This window comes from Fusicatenibacter sp., from assembly GCF_977045365.1.
Genome location: NZ_CDRRUH010000060.1, coordinates 1 through 19,623, shown reverse-complemented (window position 1 = coordinate 19,623; position 19,623 = coordinate 1). Strand labels below are relative to the sequence as shown.

Here is a 19,623-nt window from a genome sequence, read left to right as displayed (position 1 = left end):
CATTGTGCGTTTTATTCCAAGCTTCAATAAGTAGTTTTCGTGTTTCATCATGTAACATAATAATCACCTCTTGACTCTATCATAGACCTGTTGTCAAGAGTGTGCAGTATTTTTTTGGAGTGCTATAGGTTAGTGTATCACAAATTGTCAAATTTGTGTGAGTTTCTACGGAAAAAGATGCGACAAATTGGAAGAGCAGCCTGAGATGAGGAAATTGAGAATAAAACAATTAAAATGATGGTTTTCATGGTAAAAAAACAATTAAAATAATGGTTTTTCATTTACAAACACATATTTTTATGATTCAATAAAGTAAAAGCCGGGAATCATAAAACTGGAAGGTGAGGTTTATGAAAGAAAAATTATTTATAACGCCAGAATATACAACGGCAGGAGAAATCAAGGAACTTCGGAAGAAACTGCATTTGACGCAAAAGGAGTTTGCAGAATTGATCAATTGTTCCAAGCCAACGGTAGAGCGTTGGGAAAGAAGCGAGGAAGTAATTCGCGGACCGATTGTTCTTCTTCTGAAAATGCTGCAGAAATATCCGGAATACGAACAGGAAGTTAAAGTTCCGAAAAAAATATGGCCGCTCAGAATCTGGTATATGTATGGGCAGGATGTATGTACCTTGATCGACGTGAATGAGCAGGAACGGAAAGTAAAAATAAAAAATTATACAGACAAAATTATGTTTCGTGCGTTCGGAGTTGTGGAAGAACCAGATTATGAACAGTATCTGGAATTTCTGGAGTCGCGGTGCTTTCCGAAAAGCAGAGATAAAATGAAACTGGTGTTGAAAGATCTGGGACTGCCGTTTTACGATCCGATTATGATTATAGAAAAAACGGAAGGACGGATGGCGGAAGATGATTTCTGGCTACGGATAGAGAGGTAGATGGATGATAGAATTATTTGAACAGAATATCAGGACGAATGAGCGTCAGTCGTCAAAAGGAAACCAGTTAAAATGGGAGAATAACGGAATCTGGTACAAAGCGGATTATACAGGATATGAGGGATTGGCAGAGTATATGATCTCGCATCTTCTGAAAAAATCAACGCTGGCGGAAGACGAATTTGTATGTTACGATCTGGAAAAAATAAAATATGGAACTGTGATTTATAACGGAGTAAAGAGTAAAAACTTTCTGAAGGAAGACTGGCAGATTATCACTTTAGAGCGGCTGTTTAAAAATTTTTTCGGAGAAAGTCTGTATCAATCCCTGTATAGAATTCCCGAGCATGAAGAACGCTTACGTTTTCTGGTACAGCAGGTGGAACGTATGACAGGACTTCAGAATTTTGGCGTCTATATGAACAAGATGCTGACGATAGATGCAATTTTCTTAAATGAAGACCGTCATACGCATAACATAGCAGTTCTGATGAATGGAAGAGGTGAGTATGCATACTGCCCGATTTTTGATCATGGGGCAGGAATGCTGTCAGATACAACGATGGATTATCCTTTATCAGGAGATACGTATGCACTGATGGATCAGGTTCAGGCAAAAACGATATGCAGTGAATTTGATGAGCAATTGGATCTTTCGGAAGCATTATATAAAGGGAATCTGAAGTTTCATTTTACGAAAAAAGATGTGATCGAACTGCTCGTAAATGCGGAGGAGTATTCAGAAGAAATACGAAAACGAGTGGAAACAATTTTATTTGCACAAATGCGAAAATATGCGTATTTGTTTTCAAAGGTGTAGAAGGAACAAGAAGATGCGTATTGCGTTGGCACAGATGAGAAATTCGGGAGATATGCGGGAGAATCTGGAGAAGAGTATAGAAATGATAAGAGAAGCGGCGGATCATCATGCGGATCTGGTTCTGTTTCCGGAAGTTCAGTTGACGGAATTTTTTCCGCAGTATGAAGGGAAAGATGCGGTTCGATATCGTCTTACAATTGATTCGGAAGAGGTACAGAAATTTCAGGAAGTGAGCAGGGAGAGTTCGATTTTTTCGGTGCCGAATATTTATTCAAGATCGAATGTATTACGATAGTTTGTTACTGCCCCTTTAAGAAGAGATGTTGATCAGAGCATATCAATGTCTCTTTTTTTTTTAGAAGAAACAGGCTGCGTAACGCATTTCTAAAAAAACAGTAAATTCGTCCACTTAGGACTAGCCGCCGCGGCTGTAGATTGATACAATAAAAGAAATAGAAAATATCGATTTTTTACATAGGAGGAACACGGCGGCATGGCGGGATATGTGAGTCTTCAGGATGTAACCAAGACCTATCAAATGGGTGAGGTTACGATCAAGGCTGCGGATGGGATCAGCTTTGATGTGGAAAAGGGTGAGTTTGTGATTGTTGTCGGACCGAGCGGTGCGGGTAAGACGACGGTGCTGAATATCCTCGGCGGAATGGACACGGCAACTTCGGGAAAGGTGCTGGTGGACGGCGCGGAGATCAGTAAGTACCGAGGCAAGAAGCTGATCCAGTACCGGCGGGAGGATATTGGGTTTGTTTTTCAGTTTTATAATCTGATGCAGAACCTGACGGCGCTCGAGAATGTGGAGCTGGCGATGCAGATTTGTAAGCATCCGCTGGATGCGTCGGAGGTGCTTGCGGAGGTTGGGCTGGAAGAGAGAATGAATAACTTCCCGGCGCAGCTTTCGGGCGGCGAGCAGCAGCGTGTGGCGATTGCGCGTGCGCTGGCGAAAAATCCGAAACTGCTGCTCTGCGATGAGCCGACCGGTGCGCTCGATTATGTGACGGGTAAAGCGATCTTAAAGCTGCTGCAGGATACCTGCCGGGAGAAGGGGATGACGGTCATTGTCATCACCCACAACTCGGCGCTGACACCGATGGCGGACCGCGTGATCAAAATCCGAAACGGAAAAGTGGCGGGCATGAAAACGAATGAGAACCCGACGCCGGTGGAAGAGATAGAATGGTAGGTGGACGATGAGAGCATTTCGAAAAGACTTTATCCGGGAAATCACAAAGAACAAGGGGCGGTTTCTGTCAGTCTTTTTCATCGTGCTTCTTGGCGCGGCGTTTTTCTCGGGCATCCGGTCGGCGGAAGGAGATATGAAGGTTTCGGCGGACCGGTATTATGATGAAGTAAATTATATGGATTTGAAAGTCCTTGGAACGCAGGGGCTGACGGACGATGATCTGGCGGATATCGCGAAGACGGATGGCGTGAAAGCGGTTTACGGCGGAAAGACGGTGGAAGTGCTGCATGACATCGGCGAGAGCGAGCAGGTTGTGAAACTGATTGCGCTGACGGACGGTGTGAATGAGCCGCGCGTGGTCGAGGGACGGATGCCGGAGAAAGAGGATGAAATTCTTGTTGATACGCAGTTTCTGAAAAGTTCCGGCTGTGAGATCGGAGATCAGGTAACGTTCACTTCGGGAACGGAGGATCCGCTTTCGGATTCGCTGACCGGTGACACGTTTACGATTGTTGGTTCGGCGACGCTCCCTTACTATATGGATCTGAACCGCGGAACGGGCTCGGTTGGAAACGGAAGCATCAACAGTTTTGCACTGCTGCTTCCGGAGACATTTACCTCGGATCTCTATACAGAGATTTACGTCCAGGCGGACGGCGCACAGGAAGAGGCGAGCTACAGCGATGCGTATGATGAGACGGTGAAGGCTGTACAGACGAAGATTGAAGCGCTCGAGGATGCGGCGTGCGACCGGCGGTATACGGCAGTCAAAACCGAAGGACAGGAAAAGATCGACGATGCAAAACAGCAGGTCGCTGATGCAGAGCAGAAATTAGCGGACGCAAAAACAGAACTGAATGACGGCACACAGCAGCTTGCCGACGCGAAAGTGACGATTGCGGACAAAGAGCAGGAACTTCTCGACGGCGAGCAGACATTAAAAGACAAAGAACAGGAGCTCCTTGACGGAAAGCAGACGATTGCTGAGAAAGAACAGGAACTCCTTGACGGAAAACAGACCATTGCAGACAAAGAGCAGGAACTTCTCAGTGCGAAAGCAACCATCGCCGATAAAGAGCAGGAACTGGCATCCGGTAAGGCAACGCTGAAAGACAAAGAGGCGGAACTTGCGAGCGGAAAAGCGACGCTGGAAGCAAAGGCGGCAGAGCTGGAAAGCGGAAAAGCGGAGCTGAATCAGAAAGCCGATGAACTTGCAAGTGGAAAAACCACACTTGAGGCAAAAGCGAAAGAACTTTCCGACGGAAAAGCACAGCTTGCAGAGAAAGAAACAGAACTGGCATCCGGCAAAAAAGAGTTAGAGGAAAAAATGACGCAGCTTTCGGCGGCAAAAACCGAACTGACTCGGAAGCAGACGGAGCTGAATATTGCAAAAGAGCAGCTTTCCGAAAAAGAAACGGAATTGAATACTGCAAAGGAGCAGCTTTCCGCCGCGCGCGAGGAACTGGACAACAAGAAAGCAGAAACTGCTGCAGGACGTGCACAGTATGAAGCGCAGAAAGCAGCATACGAAGAGCAGAAAAGCCAGTACGAAACAGCAAAAGATCAGTTAGCCCAGCTTGGCGGCCAGCTTTCAGACGTGAAAGCTGCGCAGACAGAAGTGGCAGGGCAGATCGAGGCGATTACGGCTCAGCTTGACGGACTGACAGAAGAAGATGAAGCGTATGCATCCCTGTTGGAACAGAAAACTGCGCTGGAAGCAAAGCAGACAGAGTTAGCACAGCAGCTTTCCACGATGCAGGAGCAGAAAACATTTCTGGAACAAAACATCGCAGCGTTTGAAGCAGCAAGCGCTGATGCGGAAGCCCGGCTTGCGGCTGCAGAAGCTCAGATTACCGACGCAGAAAGTCAGCTTGCGGCTGCAGATGCACAATTAACAGAAAAAGAGCAGGAATGCGCCGCAGGCGAGGCACAGATTGCTTCTGCAAAAGAAGAACTGGAAAGCGGCGAAGCTCAGATTACAGAGGCTCTTGCCCAGCTTCAGGATGGAGAAGCACAGGCAGAAGCTTATCAGAAACAGATTGAGGATGGCGAAGCCCGGCTTGCATCCGCCAAAGCAGCGATTGCCGACGGAGAAGCTCAGATTGAAACGAACCGCAGTAAATTAAAAGACGGAGAAACCAAGCTTGCGGCTGCCAGAGCCCAGCTTGCTGATGGGGAACAGCAGATTGCATCGTACCGACAGACGATTCAGTCGGGTGAGGCCCAGCTTGCCGCTGCAAAGCAGACCATTGCCAATGGAGAAAGTCAGCTCGCCGAAGCGAAACAGTCGATCGCCGACGGAGAAACCCAGTTAGCAGAAGCAAAGCAGACGATCGCCGATGGTGAAAGTCAGCTCGCCGAAGCGAAGCAGACGATTGCCGACGGAGAAACCCAGCTTGCCGGCGCGAAACAGGAAATCGCCGACGGAAAAATTTCCCTTGCGGATGCGAAACAGGAAATTGCCGATAAAGAAAAAGAACTTGAGGACGGCAGAGCCGAATACGAAAAAGCAAAAGCCGACGCCGAGCCGGAGATCGCGGATGCGAAGCAGGAGATTACCGACGGCGAAAAAACACTCGCCGACCTGAAAAAACCAACGTGGTATGTCTGGGGACGGGATAAGGTAACGTCAACCGAAAGCTTTGGACAGGATGCCAGCCGTATCTCGAATATCGGAAAATTCTTCCCGGTTATCTTCTTCCTCGTGGCTGCTCTCGTCAGCCTGACGACGATGACACGAATGATCGAGGAACAGCGTCAGCAGATCGGAACGTTAAAAGCCCTCGGCTATTCCGACGGCGTCATCGCCTTCAAATATTTCGCATACGCGATGCTCTCCACCGTATCCGGCGCTCTCGCGGGCGTGGTGGTTGGAGAAAAAATCCTGCCCTGGGTTATCATGAATGCCTACGGCATGCTGTATACCGGACTCCCGTATTACATGACCCCGCTGAACTGGGAGCAGGGAGGCCTTGCGATTCTGGCGAGTGCAGCCTGCACCGGCGTGGCGACGATCGCGGCATGCTACAAAGAACTTGCCGCAGGTCCGGCAGAGCTGATGCGGCCGGAAGCGCCGAAAAACGGAAAACGGATTTTCCTGGAACGCATCGGCGTACTCTGGAAGCATCTGAACTTTACGCAGAAATCAACCGTGCGGAATCTGGTGCGGTATAAAAAACGCTTCTTCATGACGGTCATCGGAATCGGCGGATGCATGGGTCTGATCCTCGTCGGTTTCGGCCTTCAGGATTCCATCACCGCAATTGCAAAAAACCAGTTCGTCAGCCTCTTCACCTATCAGGCGAATGCTGTGCTGAATTCAGATGTGGATGAATCCGAAAAAGAAGCATTGCAGACTGATCTGGAAAACTACAGCGGCATCGATGAACTGCTGGAAATGTACTGCCAGAACATCGAACTGCAGACCGACAAAAAGACCGTGGATGCAGTGCTTGAAGTGCCGAAAGAACTGACGAATTTCAATGACTTCTATGCCTTCCGTGACCGGAAAAGCGGAGAAGTTTACGAATTCCCGACCGACGGCGGCGCAGCCATCAGCGAAAAGACAGCAACGATGCTCGGCGTAAAAGCGGGCGACACGGTTCAGCTGAAAAAAGGCGACGATATTGTGGACGTAAAGATTTCGATCATCGTCGAAAACTACGTGCGCCATTACCTGTATCTGGCCCCGGATCTCTACGAGGAGCTGTTCGGCGGAGCGCCGGATTACAACCAGCTTCTGATGAAATATCAGGACATGTCGAGCAATTATGAGACAGCACTCGGAGAAAGAATCATGACGTACGACGGTGTAGCGGCAATCTCGTTCACATCCGACCTGATTGATCAGATTGACAACATGCTTCGTTCCCTCGACATCGTTATCGTGGTGCTGATCGTATCGGCGGGCCTGCTGGCGTTTGTGGTGCTGTACAACCTGAACAACATCAACATCACCGAACGGCAGAGAGAGCTGGCAACGCTGAAAGTGCTCGGCTTCTTCGACGGCGAGGTGGCATCGTACGTGTACCGGGAAAACATGGTGCTGACACTGTTCGGCATTATCGCGGGCATGGGAATTGGAACGTTTTTACATCATTACGTAATTCAGACCGTCGAGGTCGATCTGATGATGTTCGGACGAAACGTGTTTCCGCGGAGCTACGGCTGGAGCGCCCTGATTACCCTGGCGTTTGCCCTGTTCGTCAACTTTATGATGTTCTACCGGTTAAGAAAAATTGATATGATTGAATCGCTGAAAAGCGTGGAGTAAACAACAGAAAAAGGCCGTCCGCGGTGATGCAGAGAATCTGCAGAAACCGTGGGCGGTTTTTTCATTTTGAAAGTGAAATATGAGCCGGAATGCTTGTTTTTTCAGACATTTCGTTGTATAAAAAAGATAAGGGTTTTTATCAGAACAGAATCGAAAAACAAAGAGTAAAGGGGATTTTTGCAAATGGGAACAACAGAAACGAAAAAAATGAGAGTCGGCGTTGTCGGCTGCGGAGCGATCAGTGATATTTATCTGACGAACATGATTCATAACTTTGAGAATCTTGAGGTAGCAGCATGCTGCGCAGGCCATCTTGAACATGCGAAAAAGAAAGCAGAGCAGTATGGCATCAAGGGCTGTACCTACGAGGAAATTCTGGCAGATCCGTCGATTGAAATGGTAGTCATTCTGACACCGGCACCGATCCACGAGGGGCTGATCCGTCAGGCACTGGAAGCCGGAAAACACGTTTACACCGAAAAAACAATGACCCTTGCACCGGAGACGGCAGCGAAACTGATCGAGCTGGCAGAGGAAAAACATCTCTATCTCGGTTCCGCACCGGACACCTTCCTTGGATCGGCACTGCAGACCGCGAGAAAAGCGATTGACGACGGGCTGATCGGCGAGGTGACATCTTTCGAAGCATGCGCAAACCGCGATCTTGATTTGCTGGCGAGCATGTTTGGCTTTCTTCGGATGCCGGGCGGCGGAATCTGCTATGATTTCGGTGTTTATTATCTGACGGCAATTGTGAGTCTTTTTGGTCCGGTGGATCGCGTTGTATCATCCGTGCGAAACCTTGCGGCGAAGCGTGTGAACATCATTCCGGGCAGCCCGGAATACGGACAGGAATTTGACTATACAAACGAAAGCCAGGTCTTTACCATTCTGGAAATGGAGAATGGTGTGACCGGTACATTCTGCGTCAATGGCGACAGCGTCATCAATGATCAGGCAATATTCACTATTTACGGCAAAAAAGGTATCTTAAAGCTTGTTGATCCGAATAATTTCGGCGGTGATGTTGTCTATATTCCGGGTGTAAAAGACTGGACACAGCAGGCTGTTCCGGAAGTTTTACATTATGGCTTTGATTACAGCGAAAACAGCCGTGGTCTTGGTCCGTCTGAGATGGCAGAAGCAATTGCCGAGGGCAGAACGAACCGCGCGAGTGCCAAAATGGCATATCACGTGCTCGACACGATCGATCAGATTATGAAGAGTGCGGAAACGGGTGCCTTTGAGAAGGTTCCATCCACCTGCGAAAGACCGGAGGCACTGCCGGTACCGGAAAAAGAGCAGTAGAAGCAGGAAGAAAACATCGGGCAGAGCAGAACAAAACGAGCTCTGCCCGATGCGCGGAAAGGAAAGAAATTTGAAAAAATCGAAAGGCCTCAGAAAAATTTGTGCTTTATAAATTAGTTGACTTTCAAAAAAAGCATGTATTCTTAAGGTATGAGAGAAGTCAGCAACGAATGTTGAGTGGGAGCAAGTAAAATAAGGAGTATTTATGGAAATATATAAATTACAGCAATTGCTGTCGGAAATGTCTTTACAGGAAAAAATAGGACAAATGGTGCAGCTGACCGGTGCATATTTTGATAAGGATGCGGTACTGACCGGTGTTGTCGGAGAACAATTACCGCCGGAATGGATAATCCGGTATGCGGGTTCTGTGCTGGGGGTGATTGGCAAAGAAAAAATATATGACATTCAGAGCAAATATATGGAACAACACCCACATCATATTCCTCTTATCTTTATGGCGGATGTGATCCATGGATGCCGGACAATTTTTCCGATTCCGTTGGGACAGGCCTGTTCCTTTCATCCGGAGCTGGTTTCCGAGGCTGCGTCGATAGCTGCCTTGGAAGCCTCTTCTGAAGGGCTTAAAGCAACATTTTCTCCTATGATTGATGTTTCAAGAGATCCGCGTTGGGGAAGAATGATGGAGTCTTTTGGAGAAGACCCGTATATGAACGGAATTATGGGAAAAGCAATGGTAGATGGCTATCAGCAGAAAAGCGATCAGGGAGTAGCAGCGTGCCTGAAGCATTTTGCAGGTTACGGAGCAGTGAATGCAGGGCGGGAATACAATGATGTTGAAATATCCCAACGGACATTTCTGGAGCAGTACGTAAAGCCTTTTTGTATGGCATTAAAGGCAAAGCCTGCTATGGTTATGACTGCATTTCATGCAATAGATAGAAAACCGATCAGTGGAAATAAAAAACTCCTCAGGGAGCTTTTACGGGATAAAGAAGGTTTTGATGGAACTGTTATTTCAGACTGGGGATCGATCGGGCAGCTGGTGGAACAGGGAGTGGCAGCTGATATGGAAGAAGCTGCGGTTCAGGCTGCAGAAGCCGGTGTGGATATTGATATGATGAGTCCTGCTTATATGTTTTGGCTGGAAAAGCTGGTGGAAAACGGGAAGATTCCGGAATCGCTTATTGATGAGAGTGCATTCCGGGTTCTGATGATGAAAAACCAGCTGGGTCTTTTTGAAAATCCGTTTGCAGGACTTGGAAAGAGTGAAAAACTTACTCCGTATCATCGGGCAAAAGCATATGAACTGACCAGCGAAAGCTGCGTCCTTTTAAAAAATGAAAAAATATTGCCTCTGTGCCAGAAACAGAGGGTGATCTGGGCCGGACCTTATGTGACATCAAAAGAATTTTTGAGTCGCTGGTCAATTTTTGGTGAACACGAGGCAGTTGAAACCATAGAGGATATTCTTCAAAAGAAGCAGATAAAGGCGGAATGTATTCCGGGCTGCAGAATGCTTTCGGATGAAGAGTGTAAGATATGGCAGGTGGAACCGGAGCGGTTCGATGAGCCAGGGAATGAACGGTGGCTGGAAACGATAACCGGGGATGATACTGTTGTATGTGTGTTGGGGGAACATGAGTCTCAGTCGGGAGAGGCGGCCAGCAGAGCGTTTCTGACCCTGCCGGAAGAACAGCAGTTGTTTTTTGAGAGAATAGCAAAGCGCACCAGAAATATTGTAACTGTGGTAATCACAGGAAGACCGCTGGATCTGCGAAGAATATCCGAAAAATCCAGGGCTGTTATTATGGCATGGAGACCCGGAACTATGGGAGCGGAAGCAGTGGTAGACATTGTATACGGAAGAACCAATCCTTCCGGAAAACTGGCTGTAAGTATCCCATGGTGTGTGGGACAGGTGCCGGTGAGCTACTGGGATATAAAAACAGGACATATTTATGATGCCGATCATCCGGAGAACCGTTTCAGCAGCAGATATATGGACATTCCCAATACTCCGTTATATCCGTTTGGCTTTGGACTGTCTTATACAGAATTTAATATTTCGGATATTGAGGTACAGGCAGGACCGGATAAAAGAGTTCATGTACATTGTAAGGTAAGTAATACAGGTAAGGTTGCGGGGGCAGAGATAGTGCAATGTTATTATGAAACGTTATGTTCATCTGTAGTACGTCCGAGAAAAGAGCTTGTTCGCTTTCAGAGGGTATTCCTGGAACCGGGAGAAAAGAAAACGGTAGATTTCTCTATAGATCGGGAAGAATTTTCTTATTACGATGAAAATATGGAAATCGTCTGCGGCCAGATGAAGCTTCGCATTAGCATTGGAAACAGCAGTGATCATGAATGGGGAAATAGTGTTATATCTGTTTAGCGGGGAGGACACGGCTGGAATGTGTGGAGACCATGCTTTGCGGATTTTGTGCAGATGATTTCCGGTAAATTGTATAAAGCAGGATAAGAAAGATAGCTGGGCAGATGCTGCCCAGCTATTGTAATGTGTGATTAAGATGAGATCATTCATCGGTGTAGAGTGTGCCGGAAAAGGATGTCTTATGGATCACTTTTCAGACATGCCCGCATTCAAAGATATTTTTGTCTGAACATATTCGGTATACGTGGAAAAATGAAAGAAAGCAAGAGCTTTTGATGATTTTCCGAAAAACGTATACGGGAATCATTACAGCTCTCTGATACCCAACGATGGTAACCTTCGCAGCCTTTATTTAAAGTTTGGCTTCGTAACCTGAAAATTTATCACTGTAATGCACATTCATATCGTTCCAGTCCATAAACAGTACATAAAAGACTTTTCCATATTGCAGGCTTTCCACAATTCTTCCATGATCAAGGACAGAAAGATAAGAACTATCCGCTTTGTATATGATAAACGCACCCGGAAGGTGATCTGAGATGGCAGAAGCAATTGCCGAGGGCAGACCGAACCGTGCGAACGCCAAAATGGCATATCACGTACTCGATACGATCGATCAGATTATGAAGAGTGCGGAAACGGGTGCTTTTGAGAAGGTTCCATCCACCTGCGAAAGACCGGAGGCCATGCCGAATTCATAGCCTATTTCTGATAGGATTGCAGGTACATCTGACGGAAGTCGGTAGGGCTTACATTTTTTGATTTCAAAAAGACTCTGTTAAACGTAGAAATACTGTTAAAACCGGATTCGAGCGACACTTCGGTGATCGTGAGATCCGGTTTTTTTAACAGGCTTTCGGCGATATGGAGCCGTTCCCTGGTGACGAAATCCGTGAAGGAGAGGCCGGTGTATGCGCGGAACAGCTTGGAAAAATGGCAGCGGGAGAATCCGGCGACCTTTGATGCTTCTTCCAGGGAAACCGGTTCTGTGCAGTGACTCGAGATCCAGGTACATGCAGCAACCATCTGGCGGTGTACCTGTGCGGAATGGCCTGTTTTTTGCGGTGCGGCAGTTTCGGTCGGCACGGAGAGATTTTCGCCGAGCAGAATAAAAAACTGATACAGCAGAACGCATCCGCGCAGCTCGGAAAAGCTGATACCGGAGAGGGAGAGCCCGCGCAGCTCTGTCAGAAATCCGCGAAGCTTTTCGATTTCCGGGAAGTTGTTCTGATTCAGAAGACGAATCTGATAAAAAAGATAAGCAACAGACTGGAAATCCACGCGTTTTTCCAGAAAATCTGCATCGAGCTGAAGCATGATCAGGCGATGTTCTCTGTTGGTTGTGGAAACAGCGTGCAGCTCGCCTGGCCAGATAAAGAGAAGATCACCGGGCTTCAGTGGAAAGGTTTCTCCGTTTACTTCATAGATAATGCCGTCATCCTGTGCAAGCACAATTTCAATATAGTGATGCCAGTGCAGACCGAAATAGGCGGGGACATGCGAAATGGAAATATCGTAAACATAACTGTTGGCAAAATGATTGTTTTCGAAAAAAGAAGTCGAATCGTTTTTCATGGCAAAAGAGTCCTCCGTATCTGATAAACGGTATTATACAACAGAACAAAGAAAAAATATAGAAAAAATCGAAACATCTGGGCAATGATCGGCAATATATAAGTAGTGTTTTACGAGGATCTGTATTATGGTTAAGATATGAAAATTGTGAAGAACGGCAGAAATCGGAAAAAGAGTGATGCGGTTTTGGCAAAAATTCACAAAAAAACAATAAAAAATTATGAAAAGTGAAGAAGTGGGAGGTAAGCAAAAAATGCAGATCTATGTAGATAGAAATGCTGTGAGAAGCGGAAACGGGCAGAAGGAATATCCATTTCAGACGATTTCCGAGGCGGCAAAAATCGCAAAGCCCGGCGACGAGGTGCTTGTAGCGCCTGGCGTATACCGGGAATATGTGGATCCGGCGAATGCAGGTTGTGAGGACGCAAGAATTGTGTACCGTTCTGTGGAACCGGGAAAAGCTGTGATTACCGGTGCGGAAATTGTGGATAACTGGGAGCATTTGGAAGGTGATGTGTGGACAGCGCGCGTTTCAAACGGATTGTTTGGGGATTACAATCCATACACAACTCTGGTCAGCGGCGACTGGTTTATCGCATCCTACACGGCGCACACCGGAGAAGTGTATCTGAATGGAAAATCCATGTACGAGGTGACGAGCCTGGACAAGGTGAAAAAGCCGGAGATCTATAAAAAATCCTGGGATCAGGCATTCACTGTTTACACCTGGTATGTGGAGCAGGACGAAGAAAAAAATGAGACCGTTTTCTATGTGAATTTTCAGGGAAAAAATCCGAACGAAGAAACCGTAGAAATCAATGTACGTGAGAATTGCTTTTATCCATCGAAGGAGGGCATTGGTTACATCACTCTGTCCGGCTTTGTTGTAAAACAGGCGGCAACCCAGTGGGCTCCGCCGACGGCATATCAGGAAGGTATGGTTGGCCCGCACTGGTCAAAGGGATGGATCATTGAGGATTGTGAAATTTCAGATTCGAAGTGCTCGGGTATTTCGCTTGGAAAATACAGACAGCCGAACAATGATAATAAATGGCTCAAATGGAAATTCAAAGACGGTACACAGACGGAGCGTGACTGTATCTGCCAGGCGCAGCGGGAGGGATGGACGAAGGAAAATATCGGAAGTCATACCATCCGCCGGTGCAACATCCATGACTGTGGACAGACGGGTATTGTAGGTCATTTAGGTGGTGTATTCTCGATCATTGAGGACAATCACATTCACCATATCAACAACAAACAGAACCTTGCGGGTGCAGAGATCGGCGGCATCAAGATGCATGCGGCAATCGATGTGATCATTCGAAGAAACCACTTCCATCACTGTACGAGAGGCCTCTGGCTCGACTGGCAGGCACAGGGCACACGTGTTACGCAGAACCTGTTCCATGACAATACGCTGCCGAACGAGGAAAATGCAAATCCAGAAGGTATGGACGGTATCGGCGAGGATATCTTTATTGAAATTTCCCACGGACCGACACTGGTGGACAATAATGTACTGCTTTCGGACCGCGCGATGAAGCTGGCAACACAGGGTGTTGCGGTAGTACATAACCTGATCGCGGGATCGTTTACTGCTGTCGGCCGAGGTGTCAACAATGGCTCCGACAAGCTGCCGTCGCCGCGCTACACACCGTACCATGTGCCGCATCGCACGGAAATCAACGGATTTATGACAGTTCTTCACGGTGACTGCCGGTTCTACAATAATATCTTCATCCAGAAGCCGGTTCGTGCGGGAATGGAAGAAATCCGTAAACTGACCGGAGATAATGAGTGGGATGACGGAAATCTGACAGCAGGAACCGCACCGTACAGCGGATATCCGACATTGGAGGAGTACGTGGCAAGATTTGAGGGCTACTGCGGAATGGGTTCCGGAAAGTCGCCGGATCTGTATTACGAGAAGCTGCCGGTATGGCTTGGCGGAAACGTTTACTTCAATGGGGCGAAGCCGGCGGAGCAGGAACAGGACGCTGTAGTGGATACCGAGCATGAAATCACCATCGGTGTAAAAGAAGAGAACGGAAAATGGAAACTGGAGACCAATGTTTACGATTATCTGTCGCAGAATGCCTGTGCAGTGATTTCAACGGAGACGCTCGGCATGGCATTTGAGCCGGAACAGAAATATGAGAATCCGGATGGAACGCCGATCGTGTTCCGATATGACTACTTCGGAAACCGTCAGGGCATTCATCCGCTGCCGGGCCCGTTTGCATCAAAAGAGGCTGCGGAAGAAGCATTATCATAAAGAAATTCTATAGACCCGCAAAAAAATAGCGTAAAAAATTCAGCGCCGCAGAGAGTGAATGATTGCGTCACAGCCTTTTTGGCAGTGTTTTCGGGTTTTACTATAACAAAAAGGAGTATAGAGAAATGATTTACTATGTCAATAATTCCGCTCCGAAGAATGGAAACGGAACAAAAGAGATGCCGTTCAAGTTCATCAACGATGCGGCAAAAATTGCAAAGGCAGGAGATGAAGTTCTGGTTGCACCTGGTATCTACCATGAATATGTTGATCCGGTCAACGGCGGAACCGAGAATGCAAGAATCGTCTATAAGAGTGAGAAGCCGCTCGGCGCAAAGATCACCGGTGCGGAAACGATGAATGACTGGGAGCATTACAAAGATAATGTGTGGGTATGCCGTGTAGACAACGGAGTGTTTGGCAATTATAACCCATACACGACAATGGTCGGCGGTGATTGGTATTTTGCACCGGTGGTACGCCATACCGGCGCGGTTTATCTGAATGACCGCCAGTTATACGAGTCAGAGACGCTCGAGGAGTGTATGAAGGGCGAGGTTTATGCGCCATCCTGGGAGCCGGAGTGGTCGGTTTACAAATGGTATACCGAGCAGGACAAAGAGAAAAACCAGACGGTCATCTACGCAAATTTCCAGGGTAAAAACCCGACGGAGGAAAAAGTAGAAATCAATGTGCGCCGGAACTGCTTTATGCCGTCGAAAACGGGCGTAAATTACATTACGTTCAGTGGATTTGATGTCAGCAAGGCAGCAACGACATGGGCACCGCCGGCTGCTTATCAGGACGGTATGATCGGTCCGCACTGGTCGAAGGGATGGATTATTGAGGATTGTGAGGTCAGCAACAGCAAGTGCTGCGGTATTTCTCTCGGAAAATATTACGACCCGGAGAACGACCATTACTTTACCAGAAAACACGTAAAGAGCCCGACCCAGATGGAGCGTGATGCTGTCTGCCGCGGCCAGTATCATGGATGGACGAAGGAAAACATCGGAAGCCATATCATCCGCCGCTGCCACATCCATCACTGTGAGCAGACCGGTATTGTCGGACGGATGGGCGGTGTGTTCAGTATTATCGAGGACAACCACATTCACAACATCAACAATATGCAGCAGCTTGGCGGAGCCGAGATTTCCGGTATCAAGATGCATGCGGCGATCGATGTTGTGATGAGAAGAAACCACATTCATCATTGTACGATGGGTATCTGGTGCGACTGGGAGGCACAGGGAACGCGCCTGACCCAGAACCTGCTGCACGACAACTGCCCGCCGGCGGGAACACCAAAGGCAGAGGGAGCAATGATGAGTCAGGATATTTTCATCGAGGTTGGCCATGGCCCGACACTGATCGATAACAACATTATGCTCTCCCCGGTCAGTGTTCGTATGGCGACCGATGGTATTGCCTGTGTACACAATCTGATGCTTGGTTCACTGACGGCAGTCGGCGGCGGAACAGGAGACCGCTACACGCCGTATCACATCCGTCACCGTACCGAGGTTGCCGGATTCATGACATTCCTGCATGGCGATGACCGATTCTACAACAACATCTTTATCCAGAATTACCCGGTTGAAGAAACAGCAACGGTTGAGGACATGGGCTTCAAGATGGAGGATAACCAGGAGGTCGGAACGCATGTGTTCGACGAGTATCCGACCTACGACGAGTGGATCAGCCATTTTGAATTGGACAAACCGGCCGACATGCGTAAGCTGGAGCCGTATCACAATAAATGCCATCTGCCGGTTTGGGTAAACGGAAATGCTTACTTCAACGGAGCAAAGGCGTGTGTGAATGAAAAAGAGAATCTTGTAGATAACGAGAACCAGGTTAAGGTGGAACTTGTGGAAAAAGACGGCCATTATTCCATCAAGACGAATGTGTATGATTTCCTGAAGGATTTCCGGACAGGAATCATCAACAGCGATATCCTGGGATACGCCTTTGAGCCGGAGCAGAGATTCGAAGATCCGGACGGAAGCACGATTGTTTTCGATCAGGATTATCTTGGCGAGCACCGCGGCGTGGCAGCAATGCCGGGACCGTTTGCAGACGGAGCTGAGGCCGAGAAGGTTCTGTGGTAGGTGAAATCAGAAATTATTGATTGATACGAAAAAAACAGGGCGCTGTGCAGGAAATGGCACAGCGCCCTGTTTTGGTAAAAGGAAAATCAGGATGCCTTCGCAGAACCTTCTGCTGTCGGCATTTTTTCGTATAAGATTTTCAGTACAATCGGTGTTGCAATACTCGAGAAGAGAATCAGCAGAATTACGGCACTGAAGAAATCGCCGGATAAAAAACCTGCATTCAGACCCTTTTGCGCGACGATCAGACAGACCTCACCGCGGGTCATCATACCGACACCGATTTTCAGGCTGTCGCCCCAGGTAAAGCCGCATCCCTTTGACATCAGGCCACAGCCGATGATTTTTGCGGCAAGGCCGACGATAACGAAACAGATGGCAAAGAGTACGAATTTCTCGTTCATGCCGCTGAGTGTTGTTTTAAGTCCGATACTTGCAAAGAAAATCGGCCCGAAAATCATATAGGAGCTGATATCCATTTTTTCTTCGATATAATCGGAAGAATCGAGGGAACACAGGATAACGCCCGCAACGTATGCGCCGGTAATATCGGCGATGCCGAAATATTTTTCGGAAATGTAGGACAGTCCGAAGCAGAGCGCAAGACCCAGAATCGGGAGACGGCGGGTGTGAGGAAATACGGAGTTCATGCGGTTGAACAGCTTAAAGCAGAGAAAACCGAGCACAATCGCAAGGGCAAAAAACAGAATGGTGGAGGCTGCTACTTTCAGCGGATTGGATGTCGGATCCTTAAAACCGATGACAACGGTCAGCACAATGATACCAATGACATCGTCGATGATGGCTGCGTTTAAGACGGTTGTTCCAACCTCTGTTTTCAGCTTGCCGAGTTCTTTTAAGGCCTGTACGGTGATGCTGACCGATGTTGCAGTCAGAATAACACCAATAAAAACAGCGTGGTAAAATTCTTCCGTTCCGACAGCAGAGAAGCCATAAAAGCTCATGTATAAGATGGCTCCAAGAACCAGAGGAACAAAAACACCGGCACAGGCGATCAGCAGGGATTTCACTCCGGTGCGGAGCAGATCCTTCAGGCTGGTGCCAAGACCTGCGGAGAACATCAGCAAAATGACACCGATTTCCGCCATCTGTGCGAGAAAGTCAGACTGCTGAACCAGTCCCAGCACACTGGGTCCAAGGACAATACCTGCAATCAGCTCACCCACAACCTGCGGAGCCTTGCATTTTCTGGCAAGAATACCAAACAATTTTGCGAATACGATAATGATTGCCAGGTCTTTTAAAATGACATACGTATCCATGAAAAAGATACCCCCTTTTATGAATTTTATGTATGTGTCGGCAGCTTGAAAGAGCAATGCCGGAGTTTGATACGCATACATTTTCAGTATAGCAAAAGTTGAGAAAAAATACTATCTACAGATGAAAAAATTGAGGAAAAACAGTAACTATTCAGAGCCATGCGAAATGGAAGAAAAAGTGCGAATCATGCTTGCATGAATGAGCGGTTTTTCAGAAATTCCATATGGTGAGAAGCAACAGCGTAAGCCGAATTGAGATGGGGCTCTGAATAGTTACAAATATGGGATATAAAGTAAAAAAAGCGATGTAGAAAAGAGCGTGCAGGTATAGTATCATCAAAGTAGCAAAAAATTTTACAGGATTTTCCGGAAGCGTGAGCAAAGAAAAAACGAAAGGGGAAATAAAAAATGTTGACGAAAAAAAAGAAATTTGATAAACTGAAAAAAATAAAAGGGAGTAGCTAGCCAACCGTGTTCACTTCTTCGTCAGTACAGCTATTGATATTCAATAACTCGGAAAGTGATTAAATAGCGAGACTTTTACTGTAAATGCAGTAGGAGTCTCTTTTTTATGCCTATAACACCTGCTGCAAAGAATGCAAAAGAAAGAGAGGATGATGCGTATGATGTTACAGGCAGGAATTTTGATAGTGGGTTTCCTTTTTCTGGTAAAAGGAGCAGACTGGTTTGTGGAAGGGTCTGCAAGCATAGCAAGAAAGTTTGGAATTCCCCAGCTGATTATCGGACTTACCATTGTTGCAATGGGAACGAGTATGCCGGAGGCTGCTGTGAGTATTACCGCAGCGATGCAGCAAAACGCAGGAATTACGATAGGAAATGTGGTTGGAAGCAATATTTTGAATATTTTTATTATTCTGGGACTTACGGCATTGATAACAAATGTGGCAATACAAAGGTCTACCTTGTTTTATGAAATACCGTTTATGATGTTTGTTACGGTAGTTTTAATGATATGCGGAATGACAGGAGGAAAAGTAACGTTTGCCGAGGGCATAGTCTTATGGGTACTGTTTCTTGTATATCTTGGCTATTTGTTTGTAATGTCAAAAAAAGGGGAAAATCCGGAAGAGGAGGAAGCGAAAAATTATCCTGTCTGGAAATGTCTTCTTTTGATGGTGGCAGGCGGCGTCCTGGTTGTAAAAGGAAGTGATTTTGCCGTCAGCGGGGCAACCGAGATTGCACGATACTTTGGAATGAGTGAGCGTTTTATCGGACTGACGATTGTTGCTCTCGGAACATCCCTTCCGGAGCTGGTAACATCTGTGACAGCAGCAAAAAGAGGGAATGCAGGAATTGCAATCGGAAATATTGTCGGAAGCAATATTTTTAACATTTTGTTTGTAATTGGAACAGCAGCACTGATCTGTCCGGTGCCATTTGAAACTAAATTTATCGTAGACACAGGAATTGCAATTCTGGCAGGTCTGGTTTTATGGATTGGGACGTACAAGAACAGGGAATTACGGAAAACGTGTGGTGTCGTTATGCTTTTATG

General features: G+C 47.1%; 13 protein-coding genes. 11 read left to right on the top strand and 2 right to left on the bottom strand.

Going from position 1 to position 19,623, the window contains the following annotated elements; translation table 11 throughout:
* The first annotated feature begins 350 nt into the window (after window positions 1-350).
* The 8 genes from ACY2VW_RS11945 (at window position 351) to ACY2VW_RS11910 (ending at window position 11,558) form a co-directional block, all read left to right on the top strand.
* Window positions 351-899, top strand: a complete 549-nt coding sequence (locus tag ACY2VW_RS11945; RefSeq protein WP_461878223.1) for a helix-turn-helix domain-containing protein — start codon at window positions 351-353, stop codon at window positions 897-899.
* Between the two features lie 4 nt (window positions 900-903).
* Window positions 904-1,719 (top strand): HipA domain-containing protein, encoded by an 816-nt coding sequence (locus ACY2VW_RS11940; RefSeq protein ID WP_461878222.1) that lies wholly within the window; start codon window positions 904-906, stop codon window positions 1,717-1,719.
* A gap of 13 nt (window positions 1,720-1,732) precedes the next feature.
* The gene (locus tag ACY2VW_RS11935; RefSeq protein ID WP_461878221.1) at window positions 1,733-2,014 is read left to right on the top strand and encodes a nitrilase-related carbon-nitrogen hydrolase; all 282 of its coding nucleotides are present in this window, start codon (window positions 1,733-1,735) and stop codon (window positions 2,012-2,014) included.
* Window positions 2,015-2,212: 198 nt separating this feature from the next.
* The gene (locus ACY2VW_RS11930; protein ID WP_373141743.1) at window positions 2,213-2,917 is read left to right on the top strand and encodes an ABC transporter ATP-binding protein; all 705 of its coding nucleotides are present in this window, start codon (window positions 2,213-2,215) and stop codon (window positions 2,915-2,917) included.
* A 7-nt stretch (window positions 2,918-2,924) separates the two neighbouring features.
* Window positions 2,925-7,190: an FtsX-like permease family protein gene (locus ACY2VW_RS11925; RefSeq protein ID WP_461874491.1), complete on the top strand. Its 4,266-nt coding sequence runs from the start codon at window positions 2,925-2,927 to the stop codon at window positions 7,188-7,190.
* A gap of 183 nt (window positions 7,191-7,373) precedes the next feature.
* Window positions 7,374-8,498: a Gfo/Idh/MocA family protein gene (locus ACY2VW_RS11920; RefSeq protein WP_461878220.1), complete on the top strand. Its 1,125-nt coding sequence runs from the start codon at window positions 7,374-7,376 to the stop codon at window positions 8,496-8,498.
* A gap of 205 nt (window positions 8,499-8,703) precedes the next feature.
* Window positions 8,704-10,857, top strand: a complete 2,154-nt coding sequence (locus ACY2VW_RS11915; protein WP_461878219.1) for a glycoside hydrolase family 3 N-terminal domain-containing protein — start codon at window positions 8,704-8,706, stop codon at window positions 10,855-10,857.
* A 539-nt stretch (window positions 10,858-11,396) separates the two neighbouring features.
* Window positions 11,397-11,558 (top strand): hypothetical protein, encoded by a 162-nt coding sequence (locus ACY2VW_RS11910; RefSeq protein ID WP_461878218.1) that lies wholly within the window; start codon window positions 11,397-11,399, stop codon window positions 11,556-11,558.
* Between the two features lies 1 nt (window position 11,559).
* Here the strand turns inward: ACY2VW_RS11910 and ACY2VW_RS11905 are convergent, their stop codons facing one another.
* Window positions 11,560-12,432, bottom strand: a complete 873-nt coding sequence (locus ACY2VW_RS11905; protein WP_461878217.1) for a helix-turn-helix domain-containing protein — start codon at window positions 12,430-12,432, stop codon at window positions 11,560-11,562.
* A gap of 253 nt (window positions 12,433-12,685) precedes the next feature.
* On the opposite strand from ACY2VW_RS11905, the gene ACY2VW_RS11900 reads away from it, so the two are divergent.
* Both ACY2VW_RS11900 and ACY2VW_RS11895 read left to right on the top strand, forming a co-directional pair.
* Complete coding sequence (locus ACY2VW_RS11900; protein ID WP_461878216.1) at window positions 12,686-14,710, top strand: right-handed parallel beta-helix repeat-containing protein; 2,025 nt, start codon at window positions 12,686-12,688, stop codon at window positions 14,708-14,710.
* Between the two features lie 125 nt (window positions 14,711-14,835).
* Window positions 14,836-16,824 (top strand): right-handed parallel beta-helix repeat-containing protein, encoded by a 1,989-nt coding sequence (locus tag ACY2VW_RS11895; protein WP_461878215.1) that lies wholly within the window; start codon window positions 14,836-14,838, stop codon window positions 16,822-16,824.
* Window positions 16,825-16,910: 86 nt separating this feature from the next.
* On the opposite strand, the gene ACY2VW_RS11890 is transcribed toward ACY2VW_RS11895, so the two are convergent.
* Complete coding sequence (locus tag ACY2VW_RS11890; RefSeq protein WP_461878214.1) at window positions 16,911-18,107, bottom strand: cation:proton antiporter; 1,197 nt, start codon at window positions 18,105-18,107, stop codon at window positions 16,911-16,913.
* Window positions 18,108-18,730: 623 nt separating this feature from the next.
* Between ACY2VW_RS11890 and ACY2VW_RS11885 the strand changes: the two genes are divergently transcribed.
* Window positions 18,731-19,623, top strand: an 893-nt coding sequence (locus ACY2VW_RS11885; RefSeq protein WP_461878213.1) for a calcium/sodium antiporter, incomplete at its 3' end; no start/stop codon positions are given.

Bases quoted from the DNA above. Each gene is read 5' to 3' on its own strand.
- ACY2VW_RS11945 (WP_461878223.1), top strand. From the start codon at position 351: ATGAAAGAAAAATTATTTATAACGCCAGAATATACAACGGCAGGAGAA.
- ACY2VW_RS11940 (WP_461878222.1), top strand. From the start codon at position 904: ATGATAGAATTATTTGAACAGAATATCAGGACGAATGAGCGTCAGTCG.
- ACY2VW_RS11935 (WP_461878221.1), top strand. From the start codon at position 1,733: ATGCGTATTGCGTTGGCACAGATGAGAAATTCGGGAGATATGCGGGAG.
- ACY2VW_RS11930 (WP_373141743.1), top strand. From the start codon at position 2,213: ATGGCGGGATATGTGAGTCTTCAGGATGTAACCAAGACCTATCAAATG.
- ACY2VW_RS11925 (WP_461874491.1), top strand. From the start codon at position 2,925: ATGAGAGCATTTCGAAAAGACTTTATCCGGGAAATCACAAAGAACAAG.
- ACY2VW_RS11920 (WP_461878220.1), top strand. From the start codon at position 7,374: ATGGGAACAACAGAAACGAAAAAAATGAGAGTCGGCGTTGTCGGCTGC.
- ACY2VW_RS11915 (WP_461878219.1), top strand. From the start codon at position 8,704: ATGGAAATATATAAATTACAGCAATTGCTGTCGGAAATGTCTTTACAG.
- ACY2VW_RS11910 (WP_461878218.1), top strand. From the start codon at position 11,397: ATGGCAGAAGCAATTGCCGAGGGCAGACCGAACCGTGCGAACGCCAAA.
- ACY2VW_RS11905 (WP_461878217.1), bottom strand. From the start codon at position 12,432: ATGAAAAACGATTCGACTTCTTTTTTCGAAAACAATCATTTTGCCAAC.
- ACY2VW_RS11900 (WP_461878216.1), top strand. From the start codon at position 12,686: ATGCAGATCTATGTAGATAGAAATGCTGTGAGAAGCGGAAACGGGCAG.
- ACY2VW_RS11895 (WP_461878215.1), top strand. From the start codon at position 14,836: ATGATTTACTATGTCAATAATTCCGCTCCGAAGAATGGAAACGGAACA.
- ACY2VW_RS11890 (WP_461878214.1), bottom strand. From the start codon at position 18,107: ATGGATACGTATGTCATTTTAAAAGACCTGGCAATCATTATCGTATTC.